This window comes from Crocosphaera sp. UHCC 0190, from assembly GCF_034932065.1.
Classification (GTDB): domain Bacteria; phylum Cyanobacteriota; class Cyanobacteriia; order Cyanobacteriales; family Microcystaceae; genus UHCC-0190.
In genome coordinates, this window is the sequence record NZ_JAYGHP010000031.1 from 1 (window position 1) to 16518 (window position 16518).

Here is a 16518-nt window from a genome sequence, read left to right on the forward strand (position 1 = left end):
TAGTCAGCTATTTGGTTGAACGAGCTAAACTATTTGGTTTGGTTAAAGCTGAGCGAAAGCGACACCGAGAAAAAGTCGCTCTCACTCAACAAATTTGGGAGGCTATACCGTTAAGTTGACACCAATGGGCGGGTACAATCAGCAGCTTTACACATACTGTGCCACAGAGAACGAGAAATCGTTAAATTTAAACCGATTGATTACTGGTCAGTCTGGGTTGATTATAAAGAAGGTTTCCGTGCTTTTTATTTGGGGCAACAGGGACAACCCTTGTCTGATGACTCTCAAACTCCTCAGACTGATGATGATGCCGGGGGGGAGACTTTGGCCGTTGAATCAAGTAGGGTTCTGTCTGAAGCTGAGGCAGATCGCTTAGTGGCGATCGCCCGCTCCAAACCTCATACGGTGCTACAAGTGGAGGGAAAAACGGTACAGCGTAAACCCCCGGCCCCCTTCACCACTTCTACCTTACAGCAAGCCGCCGGGTCACGCTTAAAAATGAATCCTGAAACCACAATGAAGGTGGCACAACACCTTTACGAACAAGGGTTAATTACTTATATGCGGACGGATTCAACTGCCTTGAGTGATGAGTTTTGTCAGTCGGTTAGGGCTTGGTTACAAGCTAAAGATCCTCAAAATCTTCCTCCAAAACAGGTTAAACATCGTCAAGCTAAGAATGCTCAAGAGGCCCATGAGGCCATTCGTCCCACTGACATTAATCGCCCATCTACTCAGTTAAAACAAGAATTAGATGACCAACAATTTCAATTATATTTGATGATCTGGATGCGTTCTGTTGCTTCGTTGTGTGCTTCGGCCCGTCTTCAACAAACCAAAATTATGACGCAATCGGGTGAAGTTCAGTGGTTAGCTAGAGGTCAAGTGCTTCAGTTTAAAGGTTATACCAAATATTGGAATAACATTAGCAATGATTCAGTTTTACCCACTGTGCAACAGGGACAACCTCTTAATCTTAATGAAGCTGGTCATGATCAAAAACAAACCCAACCACCACCCCGTTATACTGAACCTAAGTTAGTACAGGCTATGGAACGCAAGGGGATTGGCCGCCCTTCTACTTATGCTCCTACGGTTAAAACCCTTAAACAACGAGAATATGTCAAGTTAAATAAGGGAAAACTGCATCCTACGCCCCTTGGACTGGAAGTTGATGAGTTTTTAGGGAAGATGCTTCCTGAGTTATTACAGGCTGAGTTTACGGCTAAAATGGAATCGACTCTTGATGAGATCGCCACTGGACAACAAGATTGGCAAACCTATTTAACCACTTGGAATCGGGAGTATTTTGACCCCACGTTAGATAAAGCTTGGAAAGCTTTAGGCGGAAAACCCGCTAATGGTTCTACTTCCTCTGTTTCTAAAACTAGAGAAAAATCTGATGTTTGTTGTCCTAAATGCCAGAAAACCCTGAGTAAAGTTCCGTCTAAGTCTAAGAAGTTGGCGGTTCCTTATTTCCTTAAGTGTGAAGACGGCTGCGATGTGGTGATGTTCTTTGATGCCAAACTTGATCAATGGGTACAACCTGGGGAGTCCAAACCGGATTCTGGGGGTCAACTTACCCAATTTTTCTGTCCTGTGTGTAACAAACCCCTTCAAGAATATTCCTATACTAAAGATGATCAAGATAAAGTGATGCTGCGTTGCTCTAATTCTAAAGGAGCTAAAGATACTCGTCATAAAGATGTTGCTTTTTTTATGACCAAAGATGAAAAGTGGTGGAGTAAAAAGTACGGGATATTGGAGCTTCACTAAAGTACAACGCTCAGAAATCTTCGCCAAGCAGTTCACTAAGTTCCAATTGATCTTGACTGCGATTATCATCATAAATCATCAAAGTATTTAAGTTTTTATGCCTTGATAATTTCTGAACTTTCCTGACATTCCCCTCACTTTTATCCAAAGCAGTTGTGATTGACGAGTTGTTAGGGTTAACATCAGTCAGCATTGGGATGAGTTTGTTTAACTCAAATAACAGCAGAATGGAAGTCCTATCCGTCTCTTTATGGGGCTTTCTCTTGTTAGTTTATTTGGTATTTAGTCGTCATACCAACAAGAAAATATTTCGACTACAAACTTGGGTATCCAAGTATGGCTTGATGCCATTACTAACGGCTTTATTGGCGGGTATTTACTTGTTTGATAGTCTGATTTTGCCGTCCCATGCCCTATTTTTTGATAATGTTAGAACAAAAATTAATGGTATGTTCACGGGAACTACCTATGCCGGGACGGCAATCGATGCTGTTAATTTAGCCACCTCTGCAATGGAAGCTTTAATGCTTGGCTATATCCTTTATGGGGTGGTTAAAGCCATTCAAGCAGGAAGAGACGATGAAGATTGGAAGCAGCCATTAAAGCTTCCTTTATTGGTATTATTTGCTGTATCAGCCGGAGATTTATCTATCAGTTTACTCTAAAAAACCCAAAAAAGAGAGTTATCGCATTGTCTTTGGTTTTGAATGTGGGGGCATTTCTCCTTTACAAAGTGAGGAAGAATTTGCCAATACCTTATACCGATTAGAAAATGGTTTGAAGGATTTACCGAAAGGGGAAACTTTAACGGTTCATTTTGGAACTTTTGCCAATGATGTTCAAAGACAACAAGAATTGAGGAATTTAAAAGGTTTAGAACCAGAATTAGCTCTGGTAATTGGCTCAGAAAGAAAACGCACTCAAGAACTGACAAAAGAAGGCATTCGAAAGCAAAGTTTTCTGCGTTTATATGCCACCTATACCATTGAAGATGGGGAGGAAAAAGCTTCAGATTGGATTGAGAAAAGTTTACAGTCTTTTGAAGGGTATTGGTTGATGTTTACGGGACAATATAAAGAACATCAAAAGCAAAAGATTGAACTTATTTTGAAAACCGCTTATCGAGAAGGGTATCAACGATGGTATGAGATTTTATCCCAACAACTCAAGTTAGGAATAAGACCGATTTCTGACTCCGAAGAATGGTCTAATTTATGGAGTCGTTTCAATGAAACAGCCCCTCGTAAAATTCCCTATCGGATTATTTATGATGGCAAAAACTTTACGGAAGATGTTAACTCCAATGTTCACTTTATTTCTCAGTTGATGGAATCGGAATCTTCCGTTCCTAATGGGAAACGAAAAACCGTTGAGGTAAATAACAAACAGATTGGGGTTTTATTGTTTGCTGATAAACCTGATGGTTGGGCAGATGAAGGAGATCAATTACGATATTTATGGGAGGTGGTGAGTAAGGATCGTTGCTATGATACGGAGATTTTCTGCCAGTTGCAACGGGGTAATGAACGCTTGATGCGTGAGAAGTTACGCAGTTTAACCAAACAATCTCATGTGGCGGCTGCTTTAGCTTCAGAAAAGAATGATGTGGATGTGGGGGCCCAACTTAAGGCACAAAAAACCATTGAAGCACAAGCCTCATTAATTGAAGGGAATATCCCTTTACATACCGCGACGGTGGTGTTAATTCATCGTCGCAATACCCAAGACTTAGACAATGCTTGCAGTAATTTTATTGCTTCTTTTGCCCGTCAAGGTTGGTTAGTAAGGGAAACGGAATATGCCTGGCGAGTTTGGTGTGAAACCTTTCCACAGATGACGTGGGATAAGCTTCTCAGTAAACCCTTTAAACGGTTGCAAACCTATCAAACGAATGAAGTCCCTGGCATGATGCCTTTATGCAAAACGCCGATTATTGATGATCGGGGCATTGAGTTTATTTCCCAAGAAGGGGGCAATCCTGTCTACATCGATTTATATCACAAACTGCGTCATGTGGGGGTCTTTGGCACAACTCGTAGTGGTAAAAGTTTGACCTTAGCACAGATTTTAGCCCAAGCCTTGGCCCATAATATCCCGGCGACGGTGTTAGAATTCCCCAAGGATGATGGAACTGGGACTTTTAGCGACTTTTGTGGCTATTTGAGTCATTATTGCAGTTATTTTGATATTGGGTCATCCCTCCAAGGTTGCAATATCCTCGAACCCCCTAATTTAAGGGGATTAGACCCGAAAATCCAAGAAGAAAGACTGGCTTCTTATCAAGAATATTTGTTAGAAGTGTTGTTTTTTCTCGTATTTGCCGGGAAAGAACAATATAGCACAGAGATTGACCCTGAACGGGTTAGAACGCTGTTAATATTGATTATTCGGCAATTTTATCAGGATTTACAGATTACCAATCGCTTTGCGATCGCTTGTATCAAAGGACTAGGAACAACCGCCTGGCAGTCAATGCCCGTTTTAGAGGATTTATTGCAGTTTTGTTCCCCTGAACGACTGGAATTAATTGATGCGGATGAATCCACCATTAAAGCTTTAAAATACATCAAATTACGGATGATGGGTTGGAAAGAGACGAAAGTGGGCAAAATTCTCAGTCGTCCCACCAGTTTTGCCACAGAAAAAATGATGCAGGTGGTAGCGTTACGGGGTTTGGGCAATAATTTGGATGCTGCGGTTATTGGCATGGTCTTTAATTTGTTTGCTGCCCGCCGGAGCTTGGGGTTTGAAAAAAGCATCATTTTTGCCGATGAAGCTCCAATTCTCTTTGAATATGATAGTTTAGCCCGCATGATGGGTCAACATTTTGCGGCGGGGGCTAAATCAGGGATACGGGTGGTTTTAAATGCCCAAGAACCCGGTTCTATCGGCAAATCCGTGGCGGGGGAAAAGATTTTTGCCAATATGTCTACCCGCATCATTGGCAAGGTGCAACCAGGGGCGATTGAAGCTTATGAGCATTGGATGGGCTATCCTCCTGGATTATTACAACCCAATACGGGTTATGGGGTCAATAAACAGGGGCGGTATTCTCAATGGCTGTTAGATGATGATGGTTGCTATGTTCCCGTCAGGTTTTATCCTTCGGATATCTTGCTTTCTTTAGCGGCTAATAATTCAGAAGAAGCGGCTTTACGTCAACGTTACCTGAAACAATCAAATGACAAAGTGAAGGGGTTGCTTGATTTCTCTCAAGTTTATTTGAAGCAATTAGTGGCTTAACATCAATTTTAATTATGAGGGAATGAACCATCATGTTTATTAAGAAGGTCTTAATTATGGGGACTATATCGGTCAGTTTAATTGGCTTAGTTTCTTTACCAAGTTGGGGGTTATTTGGCTTTCAAATTGGTAATTATTCAATTTCAGTTGACGTAAAATTTGACCAAATCTGGAAAAATTTACAAGCTAAATTACGACAAAGTTTAAATCAAGAACTGGCTAATTTGCCTAGCTTAAATGATTTGGGAGTATTAGGGATTCCTGACCCTTTTGAAATCAGGAAAGAGCTAGAAGTGATCGAAGGCCATGAAGGATGGGATGAACAAAATGAGTTTGACCGCATTCTGGCTGAAATCTTAGCATCAGAAACCCTATCAAAAGCCGGTCAAGATAACATTAAAAACACAGGAGATGCTATTAAACAGCAGGTAAATGAGATTGGCTTAGATGCGGATTTGGCTCAAGCTGAAGTCATTACTCAGAATGTCTTGAAACACATGGCTAGACAAACAAAAAAACAAGCTAGGGATTGTTTTTTTGAGTATTGGAGCTTTTTTGGCGGTCATGACCAATTTGACCAGTACCCCCTCCCTTCAAACTAATGATAATCAAGAAGCGGCCAAAACCGAAGAAGACACTGGGCCATCACCAGAGGAAACCATGGCCGCACTTAAGGCAGAAGCGGCTTTAGCGGGTCAAGAAAAGCAGTTGAGTGAGGCGAAGAAAAAAGTCGATGAAGGGACACCTCAAACCCAATTAGTTAAGGCTGAACCATCTTCTAACTCTGTTTCTAATTCGGCTCCAGGGTCGAATCGAACCAAGACAACCCCTCAAACGTATCAAACCGTTGCCGTTCAACCAAGGTCTTCTTCCCCTTCTGTACAACGAGTGACCACTGTTTCTCCTCAACCCATGAGGGTGACTCAGAGAAATATGCCTAATTCCGTTAAAGGGTCTGTTAATCCATCTAAATCTTCGAGTTCGATGGGTATTCAAACGGTTGACCCCTTAACCCGATGGAATACCTTGGCCATGTTGGGTAGTTACGGCGGCAAAACGAATGGTAAAAATCCCGATGTGGGAACAGCTATTTCCCCAGTTGATGATCACGAGGAAATGACAGAAACAGGGATCATCCCTCGAACACAACCGATTATAAGACGAAATCAACCCACATATCATTAAGTCCCCAACCCCCTAGTCTGAGGCAGGGGGCAGGAGGCAGGAGGCAGGAGGGAAATTCAAGACTTTAACTTTTGAATAGTAGAAACTAAAATTCCTTGCATTCTATCCACTTCTTCTAAAACTGGACTAAATAACTCAGGGAAAGTTAGTTTTACCTCTTTTGCGATGATTAACTGTGTATCTAGTTCTCTTAAAGAGCCTAATGCTATAACTCATAGATAGAAGTTTGAAGGCAGAAGTTTGAAGTAATGGTTTATTATAGCACTCTTTCCTCTCCTCCCTCCTTCTCCCTAATCTATCCTCCTGCCTCGGAGCCTCCTGCCCCCTGCCTCAAAGCAGTAACTCAAGATCCCTTTAGATCCCGTGAAAAGTAAGGTTAGGGGTTAGGGGAAAAATGTTTGAATTTAGGATAAGAATTATGTCGAGTAATTTAAGATTAAGAACGTTTTCTGTTCCGTTTAATTTATTCCTATTCGCTATTGGAATGGTCGGAATTAATCAAGGGATTTTATGGGGAAATAGTCTAAAAGCGGTTGCTTCAGATATGGTGCAAACGATCCCTAGTCATAATGGTACCACTAAGCAACTGAGTCCGCTCAATATCCCTTTAGCACCCGGTTCGGGGGTTAGCATTAATTTTGCTCCTTCGGGGGAAACAATACAAAAAGTTTGGTTAGATAATCCCTCTTTTGTGGTGATTGATGCGGATGGTTGTTTATCGGGTTTACCGTCTTCTGGTGGGAATTGTCAGCAGTCTAATGCTAGTTTAATCTATTTACGGCGCATCAATGATTTACCGATTCCAGGATTACCTAAAACTCACCAAAGTTTATTAACGGTAGTTACGAAAGGAAATGGTGGCACAAATCTCTATTTATTTCGTATTACTAAAGCGAATAAGGCTAGTAAATTAGTCTTTGAAGTTATTTCTCATAATCCGAGTACAGTCAAGGGTGATGAGTTTAAATCCACTGAACCTTTGGTATTAACAACGGCTCGGTTTTCGAGGGGAGTTAAAGCAGCAATAGAACAAGACTTATTAAAAAAAGGAGGGAATTTAGCTCAAAAAATCAACTTGTTTCTTGGTTATTTAGAATCGGGTTTATCGAAAGAAACAGCAGCACAAAAAGCCGGAATTTCTCTAGCACTTGTTAATAAATTGGAGGCTTTAGGAAGATGAAAACATCAACTTTAAAAAAATGGGGCTTTTTTCTTTACTTTTTTGCCACAGGATGGGGAATATTTTGGGTATTATCTTTTCTACTAATAGCCAAAGCTAATGCTCAAAATACTGCCCAAATTCCTGATGTTAAGCCGATGAGTTTTAGTAGCTTTCCTCCGATTAAATCGGCAGGAAACATCGAATTATCGGGGGAGATTATTCAACAATTAGGATTTAACCCTAATCGTTCTTGGCAAGCTGGTCAACGATTTGATACTATCATTCAATTAGGGGATATTAGTGAAGGCTTTGGGGCCGAAAACTTCAATCTTAATCAAATTCAAAATTTGGGGACTGTTGATGTTCATGGATTATCCTTACAGGATTTTGGGGTGATTCAATTTCAAACCATTGGTTCTTTAGTTAAAGCCATAATGTTGGGGAAACAATGGGTTTCTGGTAATTCTCAAAAAGTTCAAGGTGGTAATGGTTTATTGGGGTCAATGTTTGGAGGCGTTGAACCGACAGGAAGACATCCTTTTGGTTCTGGTTTTAAAGTGGTCATTGGGGATATTTATGAAGCTTCAGGGACGGTTGAAACTGATTTATATTTTCGGATTTGTAAGCGTGGATGGATTAATTTAGGCTGTTCTCCTTATGGTATTGGCCCTTTTCCTTTTATGACTTTTCAAGAACAAGATTGGCTCTTTTTGGGAAATTGATAATTGATAATTGATAAGGAGTTAATTTCATGTTACAAGAGCAATATTTAATTAAAATTGAACCGTCAACAGAACCTTCTTTTTCTTTGACTTCTTTGCCATCAGGGATTACCCCACAAATGGGAATGATGATCTTATTATTAGGTGGGGTTGCTTTATTGTCAATGGGCGGTCAGAAAAAGGGCAAATTAGCCACTTCTTATTGGGGAGGAAAAGCTGAAGAAACTGCCGCTAAAAATAAAGCGATTAAACAAATTAAGCAACCGGAACGTAATAGTGCTGCTTTATATATTGGAACTCCGCAAATTGTCCAGGATAAGTTAGAATCTGAGTGGCTAAAACAAGGGTTGAAACTATCATCAAAACCTCCGGCCAAACAAACTTATTGGTTTCCTGATGCTCAACGGGGTTGTTCTGTGGTTGGTGGGGCCGGTTCTGGGAAAACGGTGTCAGTTTTAGACCGTTTTATGCAGTCTTCTTTTGACCAGGGGTTCCCCACAATTATCTATGATTTTAAATATCCTGCTCAAACTAAACGGGCGTTTGCTTATGCCTTAAAACGTCATTATGGGGCGAGAATCTTTGCCCCTGGATACCCAGAATCTGATACTTGTAATATCCTTGATTTTCTTAAGGATGAAGAGGATGCCGTGGCCGCAGGACAATTAGCCCAAGTTATTACTAAAAACACGGATTTATCAGGAGGTAAAGGGGGAGGTGATAAGTTTTTTGAAGAAGCAGGTGCTTCTTTGACTCAAGGGGTTTTCTTATTAACTAAAGCTACGGCAAATCAGGCCGGAAAACCGGAAATGTGTGATTTAATGTTGGCTTCTGCTATTCTCTCTTTACCCAGTTTAGGTAAACGGTTAGAACTGGCCCGTAGTGAGAATAAATTTAATGTTTGGACCATGCGACCTCTTGATCAAATTATATCTGTTTCTAATTCTCCTGAGACGGAAGCTTCTATTATTGGGACGGCACAAAGGACGTTTCAATACTTCATGAAAAAAGACTTTATTGGGGCGTTTTGTGGTCAGTCTACTTTGCCTTTAGATTTGGATGGTAAAGAGGTTATTTTCTTTGGGTTAGACCGTAATAATCGGGATATTGTCAGTCCTTTATTAGCTGCTGTTCTCCACATGATTGTCTCACGGAATGTATCACGAACTTTACCCCGAATTGACCCGTTAATGGTGTTTTTAGATGAGATTCCTACCCTTTATTTGCCTCAGTTACATAACTGGTTTAATGAGAACCGAGAAGACGGCTTTTGTGGTACTATTGCTTTTCAAAATTATGCCCAATTAAAACAACGCTATGGGGATGATTTAGCTAGGGTCATTTTTGGGGGAACTGCGACTAAAATTCTCTTTAACCCCCAAGAAGGGGAGTCGAATAAAGCCTTTTCTGAACTGTTAGGAGAATTTGAGGTTGAGTATCATACAAAATCTCGGTCACGAGGGAAAGGTAGTAATTCTCGTTCTACTTCTGATAATCGGCAAAAACGGGCTTTATTTGAAGCTGCTCAATTTGCTAAATTGCCTACAGGTAGGGCGGTTAGAATTAGTCCGGCTTTTAAGCGAGGAAAAGAGGCTTACATTCCTATTTTAACTGATTTTAAGCTATCTAAAGCTGATTTAGCAGAACAAGCTTGGGCGGAAACTCGGTGGACAGAAATTCAAGAAAATTTGGTTAATTTACGCTCTGATGCTATTTCTGATGAGGTGCGTTCTCGTCAGTTTGAAGAAAGGCGAAAATTAGCGGAGGAAATGTTTCCTTTACCACCAGAATTATCGAAGGGTAATTCATCGGGGCCAATTGATCCTTTTGCTGATTAATTATTATTTATTTTTGGAGGTATATGATGAATCAAAATCTGTTTCAACAACAATTAAATGAAGCTCAAAATTTACCAGCTTTTTCTGAATATTATCAATTTCAGACCTTAGAGTTTTTTGACCAATATGGAGTCATTGTCGGCATAATTAATGGTGAATACGTCGAAGAACATGAGCGTACTGAAGATTATGACCCTTGGTATTTAGGGGTATTTCTTGATGGTGAAATGGGCTTTTGTAGTATTGGCAGTAAGGTGGTTCTTAATCGCTTACAAAATTTAGTAGCACTTCAACAACAATTAGGATTTATTAATTAATTCTTTATCAATTAATAAGGAGAAAACAATGGAAACTGTAACCCCTGTTAGTTCTAGCGACGCGAAAGAAACTCAACAAATTCAACAACAATCAGCCGCACAAGCTCTAAAAATTGCTCAATTAGTTATGGAATTAATTGAAAAGTTATTATTGAAATTAGAAGGAGAAAAAAAAGATGAGAAAGAGGAAAACAAGAATAATCAGCAGCAAGGGAATGAGTCTATAAATAATGAATCATCTCCTAAACAACAGCAGAAACAATCTGATAATAATTTATCATCTACTGTTCAAAATAAGACCCAATATCCTTTATCATTGAACAATTTAGAGATTACCATAAATGGAGAGAAAAAATTAGGTGATAGTCACAATAATTTAACTTGGGAAGACTATGGTAAAATTCAAGCATTAATTCAGGAAGATGTTGGCAATAAGGTGACTGAATTAGCCAATATTAAGGGAGAAAAAGTCACCTCACAAAATGGACAAATTAAACGTCAACCTTTATTAGAAACCGATGAGCAGGGGACAGTTTTACACAATGCTTTTAAATCTTCTCAACCTAAAAAAAAGCTCAGTGGATTTGAGGCGATTAATCGTGCTTTGTCTAAGTTACCTGACAATGAAACCAAGACTTATTTAACTCAAGTTAATCAGCAAATAAGTCAACAGTTTCAACAACAGCAACAGTTATTAGAAGAAGCGAAAAATTTCAATCAACAATTAAGTCTACAACTGCAAACATCACAGTCAACTTTATTAGAATCTCAACAGATTAATCAAGATTATGCTAAATTAATTCTACAATATCAGCAACTTGAACAAAAACGAGAGCCTAAAGATCCCCAAAGTTGGCAAAAATTAGTAAAAAATTCTGTCAATTCTGTGCAACAATGGTGGCAAGATAGAAAACAAAAGTATGATGAAAAAGCCCAAAATATTCAGTATGCAGCTAATTTGAAATATTTTGCTAAAGAGATGATGGGGGAGAACACAAAACTTTCTGGAACTGATTATAATCTAGAAAGAAAAGGTAATCATTATCAATTAAAAGATTCACAAGGCTCTTTGTTACTAAGTTTTCAGAATAGGGGAGTATTAGGGGTTAAAATTGATACAGTTAATTTAAACTCAAATCATCAAGAGGATTTGAAATTATTGAAGACATTTCGTGATGATCCTAACTTTTTTGTCAAGCATTCTCAGTTTGTTTTTAAAGCGATACCTGAACCGGAACCAATATTTCAAGTTCCAGATTCTTCTCAATCTGAACCTGAACCAATATTTAGAGTTTCATCTTCTTCTCAACCTGAACCTGACATAATCTTGACCAGTTCTTTTAATAAGAAAACACAAACTTTTCCTGAAATAAATCGAGATGTTAGTAAGGAAATAAACCTAGAAAAAAAGGAAAATGTTATTGATAAAAAATCAATAACATCAGATAATCTAAGGCTGCCAGATGTTCAAAATGTGGTAAAAAGTTTAAAAGAGCTTATCGCAAAAACTAGCTCTGCTCTCGAAACAATTAACGTTAAAGGTTACGGAATAAAGACTGATCAAAAAGGTGAATACATGAGGATCAATCGTTTTTCAGATCAGCAAGTTCTCTTGGAAGTTAATGGTAATAATTCCACTGTTAAATCTGCTTTAACTCAACAAGATGTACTCCAGTTAAATTACCTGATCAAACAAGCCTTAACTCAAATACAGAAACCTTCATCACAACAAGTTAACCGTGTCAAAGGACGCTAAAATATGTATACTAAACCAATTCTTCCCTTACTTCAAACTTACCAATCTTTATGTCTGCAATCTCCTCTCATTGAACGAACTAATGTTTTAAATTGGCTAGTTTCTTTGGGTCATACTTACTTCCGATGGCATTTAGCATTTGAACAGTTTCAAAGTTTATCTGAAGCACAAACTTGGGTTGATTTAGAGCCAAATTATTTACTTTTTGAGACTGATTTGTCCTTAGAATCTACGGAAAATACTTTAAATATTAAGGAGATTTTATTAACTTGGCAGCAAACTCATCAAACGGGAATTCTCATTATTGAGAATGGTCTTCAATTGATTCAGCAACAATCTCTAAATATTTTGTTAATCGAAGTTCTTAATAATCTCAAAGGAACTGATAAATATCTCATCTTTTTGGAGACAGAAGGGGAATCATTAAAGGGGGAACTTACTTCTATTATTCCGGTTTTGATGTTGCCAATACCGACGATTAAAGACTTAGAAAACTTGGCTCAACAGTTAGGTTTAGAAACAGCTTCATTATTACCAGGATTAGGGTTATGTCGTGAGGAAATTTGTCAAGGGGTGCGACTTGCTCAAGCAACAGAAACTCCGATTACACAAGCTTTATTCAACTATAAAATTGAGCGTTTTCAAGCATTAGGATTAGCTCTTAATCCCACCCCTTCGACGATTGAAGTAGGAGGCATGGATTTGTTAAAAGAGGCTATTTCTCATTTACAATTAGATTATTCACCACAAGCTCGTTTACGTCAAATTCCTTTACCTAAAGGTTGGTTATTGGCGGGGCCTCCAGGTACAGGTAAAAGTTTTGTGGCTAAATTAATTGCTAACCGTCTTCAGTTTGCCCTGGTAACTGTGGGGATAGATAAAATCAAAGCTCATGGTGCTGTTTATTTATCAAATTTACTTTCTCGTCTGGAAGCGGCTGCCCCCTTAGTTTGTTATTTTGATGAGTTTGATAAGTTTTTTGAAGCTGAAGGTAAAGGAGAAGAATCTAAAACTAGAGAGGTTTTAGGGGTCTTATTAACTTGGTTACAGGAGAAAAAGTCTTCTGTATTTGTGTTAGCTACCCTTAACCGTTTGGATGCTTTACCCCCTGAATTAACCCGTGCTGGCCGCTTTGATAAGATTTTCTATGTTGGTTTTCCTCAAGCTATTGAACGTAAGGCTATTTTTGAACTTCATGCAGCACGTTTTGACCCTAAATTTCAGGACAAAGACGGACGTTTAACGATGGAACAATGGCAAATTTTGTTAAATCAAACTAATTTTTATACGGGGGCTGAAATTCAGTTTATTGTGGAAAATGCAGCACGTCAATGTTTTTATAATGGTCAATCAATTGAGTTAACTTTAGAAGATTTGTTAGCAGCTAAACAGAAGATTATTCCTCTATTTAGTCGGGATACTGAGAGGGTTTTAGCAATGGCTAATCGTGCTAAAGGTGTCTGTGAACCTGTGAGTTCTCCTGATAGTAGTATCTTCGCTCCTGCTTCGGTAAATCTTTGGGGTGAAGCTAATTAACAATTGTCCATTATCAATTGTTAATTATTTATTTCCCACCCAACCTAATAAGTTAGCAACACCACCAAGAATTGTCACAATCAAGCCGATTATTACCCCGCGATTAATAAACTCTTGAAAATCTAATCGTTTTGTGATACCATCAATTTTCGTATCTAGCGTCTTGATTTCTCCCGTTAACTTTTCTTCTAAACGGACTTGCCCTACCTTCAAATCATTGACATTGTTTTCAAGATTATCAAGTTTTGTTTCAAACTTTTCATCAAGTTTGTCTATCTTTTCATCAAGTTTGTCTATCTTTTGATTAAGGTCTTCATATTGTTTATCTAGTTTTTGCTCAATTTTTTCCAATCCTTTCTCTAACTTCTGATTGAATTCTCGTAAGACATCTTCAAGGGCATAGCTAACAGTAAGGGGTTCTTGACTCATGGTACATCACCAAGTTTACTAATTCCTTTATTATAGCATTAAACTAACAGGTTTAATGCCCATTTTTGTGATAATTTATTGCCGTCAAATCTTGTCATTATCTTTTTTTTAAACTAGAATACTATCATTTTGAACGTGATTTAATAAGATAAATGAAGCTAGAGCAATTAGCAATTCCTTTATTAGAAAAGAAGAGAATAATCCAAGCTACTAAAAGCTTAGAGATTATCAAATTAAGGTTATTGATGAAATAAATGGGTTATGGGATGCTGGCAAGAAGTCAGTTATCAATGGACAATTGATAATTGACAATTGACAATTATTTAATTTGGTTTAAAACCTCTTCATTGATGAAGAAAAAGAAAGATTTTTCCTTGGTATTCAATCCTCTTCCTTCAGGGAGAGGTAATTGTCAATTGTTGAAGTTGGTTAGTCCAACGGGTTCCGGTAAAACCCTAACGGCGACTCAAACCGCCACTGACTTAATCAGTTATCAGATGCCAGAAACTGAATTAATTTGAAGAACCTCTGATCACAAACCGAAAATTTCTCACGACTACTTCACGAATATTTGACAATTTTGGTTTATCTTGTCCACATATAGCACTACCTTCCCGCAGCGCAGCGAGGCAGTAAACCCCTTGTGAGATAAGACGTTGAAACTGATGCACCCTATCTCACTCGTGGCGAGAAATGCTATATACCTAAACTAGAATAAATGAAGCCCCATCAAGACATGAGTACCCATTGCCGTTTAACTCTCCGCACCATCACCGACTACACCGCTCTTGGTACTTTTTTTCTAGAAACAAAGGCTACCCTCCTGAAAGTTGAATTCCAAAGATTTAAGGAACGAAATGGCAAAAGCTTCGTGGAGCAGTCCATCCGTATTTGTCATTGGTGGCAGCAACTCTCAACTAAGTTACAATACGAAATTTTGCAACTTCCATTTGCCAATATTAGTCGTAGCGGATTAGTAGGATTAACGAAAATTGCCCCAGAACACCTGCATCAGTGGTGTGAACAAATTAATTTATTGGTACAAGACAGAGGTTATTTAAAGCCAAGCGATATGGCAAGTTTAGCTAAATCACTCATCCCGAAAGTCAAACGTCACCTCAAACTGGGTGAGCCGATAGAAGATGGTGATTTTCTCTTGGTTGCCAAGAAATATCGTTTTTCTCCTGAGCAACTGGCACAATTTCAAGATGAGTGCCAGTTGCTGGCTGACACTCTGACTACAGCACATTTGTTACAAATTATTGAGCAAAGGAAATTAGACCCATTGAAACTTCTGGCTACTGGCGATCGCCAAGATTACCTGTTGTTTAAGAAAGACCAAGAAATTCAGCAGTTGCTGTTGCAACTCATTGAAGCATTAAAGCACTCAGAGAAAAAAGCACCTAGGGAAGAAAATCACCACCATGAAGCTGTATCTTTAGATGATGATGTCAGAGAAAACCATTACTATGAAGCTGTATCTTTAGATGATGATTTTAGAGAAAACCATTACCATGAAGCTGTATCTTTAGATGATGATGTCAGAGAAAACCATTACCATGAAGCTGTATTTTTAGATGATGATATGCTAGAAAAAAAACACCATGAAGCTGTATCTTTAGATGATGATGTGCTAGAAAAAAAACACCATGAAGCTGTATTTTTAGATAATGATGTGCTAGACAAACATCACCATGAAGCTGTATTTTTAGATAATGATATGCTAGAAAAACATCACCATAAAGCTATATCTTTAGATGATAATGTTCTAGAAAAAAAACACCATGAAGCTATATCTTTAGATGATAATGTGCTAGAAAACGATAACACCCCATCTATCCAAGAACAAAAGCTAGACACCGGCCGTAATGGGGATGAGAAAATCCCAGAGCATCCAGCACAATATATTAAAAATGCAGAAGTCGGCATCTTAAAAGAAGGTGTGATCGTAGAGCGAGGGCGGATGATCGGTCAACTGGGGGAGAAAGTGCGGGTACTTTGTCAGAAGGATGGTAACAAATTATTTGAGTTGACTGATTTAGTCTTATTATCAGTCCACAAACCCAAAAAAAAGAAACGAAATACTATAGCAGAGATTAAGAGTTTAAGCTCAGTTTAAATGTCCTTAATTAATTAAATACCCGATGCTTTTTGAACCTCAATTACTAAAAACAAGGTTCACAGATTTCTCATGGGAAATCAAACTCAAAAATTCTTGAAAAAGAATACTAACTCGACAAATTCTTCTTCAATAGCTAACAGATTGTTTTTTTGAGTTTCCCTCAAGGTGTTTTTATAGTAGAATGGGAGGCAACCCTGTCAAATCAGGTCAAAGTCACATGAACACATTACCAGGAAACGAAAAATCCCTAAATGCGAAAAAGCCGTCCGAAAGCCTAGGAAACTTTGTAAGGACGACTAATCGCCGTGTTGGGGGTTTCATTGTTCCTCCTGTATTTGTTCTACAAACCAATGGAGGTGATTCGATGCGAGAGATATATTAACTTTCTTGCTTCTAGCGATTGGACGCTGGGGCAACGAACTAAAATATAGT

General features: G+C 38.6%; 14 protein-coding genes and 2 pseudogenes. 13 read left to right on the plus strand and 3 right to left on the minus strand.

Going from position 1 to position 16518, the window contains the following annotated elements; genetic code table 11:
- Positions 1-138 precede the first annotated feature (138 nt).
- A pseudogene (locus VB715_RS21705) lies at positions 139-1776 on the plus strand (type IA DNA topoisomerase); the annotation flags it as partial.
- Between the two features lie 10 nt (positions 1777-1786).
- Here VB715_RS21705 and VB715_RS21710 read toward each other — a convergent pair.
- Positions 1787-1945 (minus strand): annotated as a pseudogene (locus tag VB715_RS21710) (integrase); the annotation flags it as partial.
- Between the two features lie 58 nt (positions 1946-2003).
- Here VB715_RS21710 and VB715_RS21715 point away from each other — a divergent pair.
- From VB715_RS21715 to VB715_RS21730, 4 genes are read left to right on the plus strand one after another with little or no spacing between them, the layout of a single operon-like run.
- The gene (locus VB715_RS21715) at positions 2004-2441 is read left to right on the plus strand and encodes a hypothetical protein (protein WP_323303282.1); all 438 of its coding nucleotides are present in this window, start codon (positions 2004-2006) and stop codon (positions 2439-2441) included.
- A complete protein-coding gene (locus VB715_RS21720) occupies positions 2401-5019 on the plus strand; it encodes a hypothetical protein (protein WP_323303283.1) in 2619 nt (872 codons plus the stop codon). The genes VB715_RS21715 and VB715_RS21720 overlap by 41 nt, the downstream gene beginning before the upstream one ends.
- Positions 5020-5075: 56 nt before the next feature.
- Entirely contained in the window at positions 5076-5621 is a 546-nt protein-coding gene (locus VB715_RS21725; protein ID WP_323303284.1) for a hypothetical protein, read from the plus strand.
- A complete protein-coding gene (locus tag VB715_RS21730; protein ID WP_323303285.1) occupies positions 5584-6204 on the plus strand; it encodes a hypothetical protein in 621 nt (206 codons plus the stop codon). The genes VB715_RS21725 and VB715_RS21730 overlap by 38 nt, the downstream gene beginning before the upstream one ends.
- Before the next feature lie 56 nt (positions 6205-6260).
- Here VB715_RS21730 and VB715_RS21735 read toward each other — a convergent pair whose 3' ends face one another.
- Positions 6261-6413, minus strand: coding sequence for a four helix bundle protein (locus tag VB715_RS21735; protein WP_323303295.1), 153 nt, complete (start codon positions 6411-6413; stop codon positions 6261-6263).
- Positions 6414-6622: 209 nt separating this feature from the next.
- On the opposite strand from VB715_RS21735, the gene VB715_RS21740 reads away from it, so the two are divergent.
- Genes VB715_RS21740 through VB715_RS21765 form a run of 6 tightly spaced genes read left to right on the plus strand, consistent with a single transcriptional unit; the run spans position 6623 to position 13535 of the window.
- The gene (locus tag VB715_RS21740; RefSeq protein WP_323303286.1) at positions 6623-7384 is read left to right on the plus strand and encodes a hypothetical protein; all 762 of its coding nucleotides are present in this window, start codon (positions 6623-6625) and stop codon (positions 7382-7384) included.
- Complete coding sequence (locus tag VB715_RS21745) at positions 7381-8088, plus strand: hypothetical protein (protein ID WP_323303287.1); 708 nt, start codon at positions 7381-7383, stop codon at positions 8086-8088. The genes VB715_RS21740 and VB715_RS21745 overlap by 4 nt, the downstream gene beginning before the upstream one ends.
- A 29-nt stretch (positions 8089-8117) precedes the next feature.
- Positions 8118-9926: a type IV secretory system conjugative DNA transfer family protein gene (locus tag VB715_RS21750; protein ID WP_323303288.1), complete on the plus strand. Its 1809-nt coding sequence runs from the start codon at positions 8118-8120 to the stop codon at positions 9924-9926.
- A gap of 26 nt (positions 9927-9952) precedes the next feature.
- Positions 9953-10243: a hypothetical protein gene (locus VB715_RS21755; protein WP_323303289.1), complete on the plus strand. Its 291-nt coding sequence runs from the start codon at positions 9953-9955 to the stop codon at positions 10241-10243.
- 28 nt (positions 10244-10271) lie between these two features.
- The gene (locus VB715_RS21760; RefSeq protein ID WP_323303290.1) at positions 10272-11999 is read left to right on the plus strand and encodes a hypothetical protein; all 1728 of its coding nucleotides are present in this window, start codon (positions 10272-10274) and stop codon (positions 11997-11999) included.
- Positions 12000-12002: 3 nt separating this feature from the next.
- Positions 12003-13535 carry an ATP-binding protein gene (locus tag VB715_RS21765; RefSeq protein ID WP_323303291.1) on the plus strand — a complete coding sequence of 511 codons (1533 nt, stop codon included), beginning with the start codon at positions 12003-12005 and terminating at the stop codon, positions 13533-13535.
- Positions 13536-13559: 24 nt separating this feature from the next.
- On the opposite strand, the gene VB715_RS21770 is transcribed toward VB715_RS21765, so the two are convergent.
- Entirely contained in the window at positions 13560-13964 is a 405-nt protein-coding gene (locus tag VB715_RS21770) for a hypothetical protein (protein WP_323303292.1), read from the minus strand.
- 350 nt (positions 13965-14314) lie between these two features.
- Between VB715_RS21770 and VB715_RS21775 the strand changes: the two genes are divergently transcribed.
- Both VB715_RS21775 and VB715_RS21780 read left to right on the plus strand, forming a co-directional pair.
- A complete protein-coding gene (locus VB715_RS21775) occupies positions 14315-14485 on the plus strand; it encodes a hypothetical protein (RefSeq protein WP_323303293.1) in 171 nt (56 codons plus the stop codon).
- A gap of 197 nt (positions 14486-14682) precedes the next feature.
- Complete coding sequence (locus tag VB715_RS21780) at positions 14683-16083, plus strand: hypothetical protein (RefSeq protein WP_323303294.1); 1401 nt, start codon at positions 14683-14685, stop codon at positions 16081-16083.
- Positions 16084-16518: the final 435 nt, after the last annotated feature.

Excerpts from the sequence above, each read along its gene's own strand:
- VB715_RS21715 (WP_323303282.1), top strand. The coding sequence starts at position 2,004 with ATGGAAGTCCTATCCGTCTCTTTATGGGGCTTTCTCTTGTTAGTTTAT.
- VB715_RS21725 (WP_323303284.1), top strand. The coding sequence starts at position 5,076 with ATGGGGACTATATCGGTCAGTTTAATTGGCTTAGTTTCTTTACCAAGT.
- VB715_RS21730 (WP_323303285.1), top strand. The coding sequence starts at position 5,584 with ATGACCAATTTGACCAGTACCCCCTCCCTTCAAACTAATGATAATCAA.
- VB715_RS21740 (WP_323303286.1), top strand. The coding sequence starts at position 6,623 with ATGTCGAGTAATTTAAGATTAAGAACGTTTTCTGTTCCGTTTAATTTA.
- VB715_RS21745 (WP_323303287.1), top strand. The coding sequence starts at position 7,381 with ATGAAAACATCAACTTTAAAAAAATGGGGCTTTTTTCTTTACTTTTTT.
- VB715_RS21750 (WP_323303288.1), top strand. The coding sequence starts at position 8,118 with ATGTTACAAGAGCAATATTTAATTAAAATTGAACCGTCAACAGAACCT.
- VB715_RS21755 (WP_323303289.1), top strand. The coding sequence starts at position 9,953 with ATGAATCAAAATCTGTTTCAACAACAATTAAATGAAGCTCAAAATTTA.
- VB715_RS21760 (WP_323303290.1), top strand. The coding sequence starts at position 10,272 with ATGGAAACTGTAACCCCTGTTAGTTCTAGCGACGCGAAAGAAACTCAA.
- VB715_RS21765 (WP_323303291.1), top strand. The coding sequence starts at position 12,003 with ATGTATACTAAACCAATTCTTCCCTTACTTCAAACTTACCAATCTTTA.
- VB715_RS21770 (WP_323303292.1), bottom strand. The coding sequence starts at position 13,964 with ATGAGTCAAGAACCCCTTACTGTTAGCTATGCCCTTGAAGATGTCTTA.
- VB715_RS21775 (WP_323303293.1), top strand. The coding sequence starts at position 14,315 with ATGAAGAAAAAGAAAGATTTTTCCTTGGTATTCAATCCTCTTCCTTCA.
- VB715_RS21780 (WP_323303294.1), top strand. The coding sequence starts at position 14,683 with ATGAAGCCCCATCAAGACATGAGTACCCATTGCCGTTTAACTCTCCGC.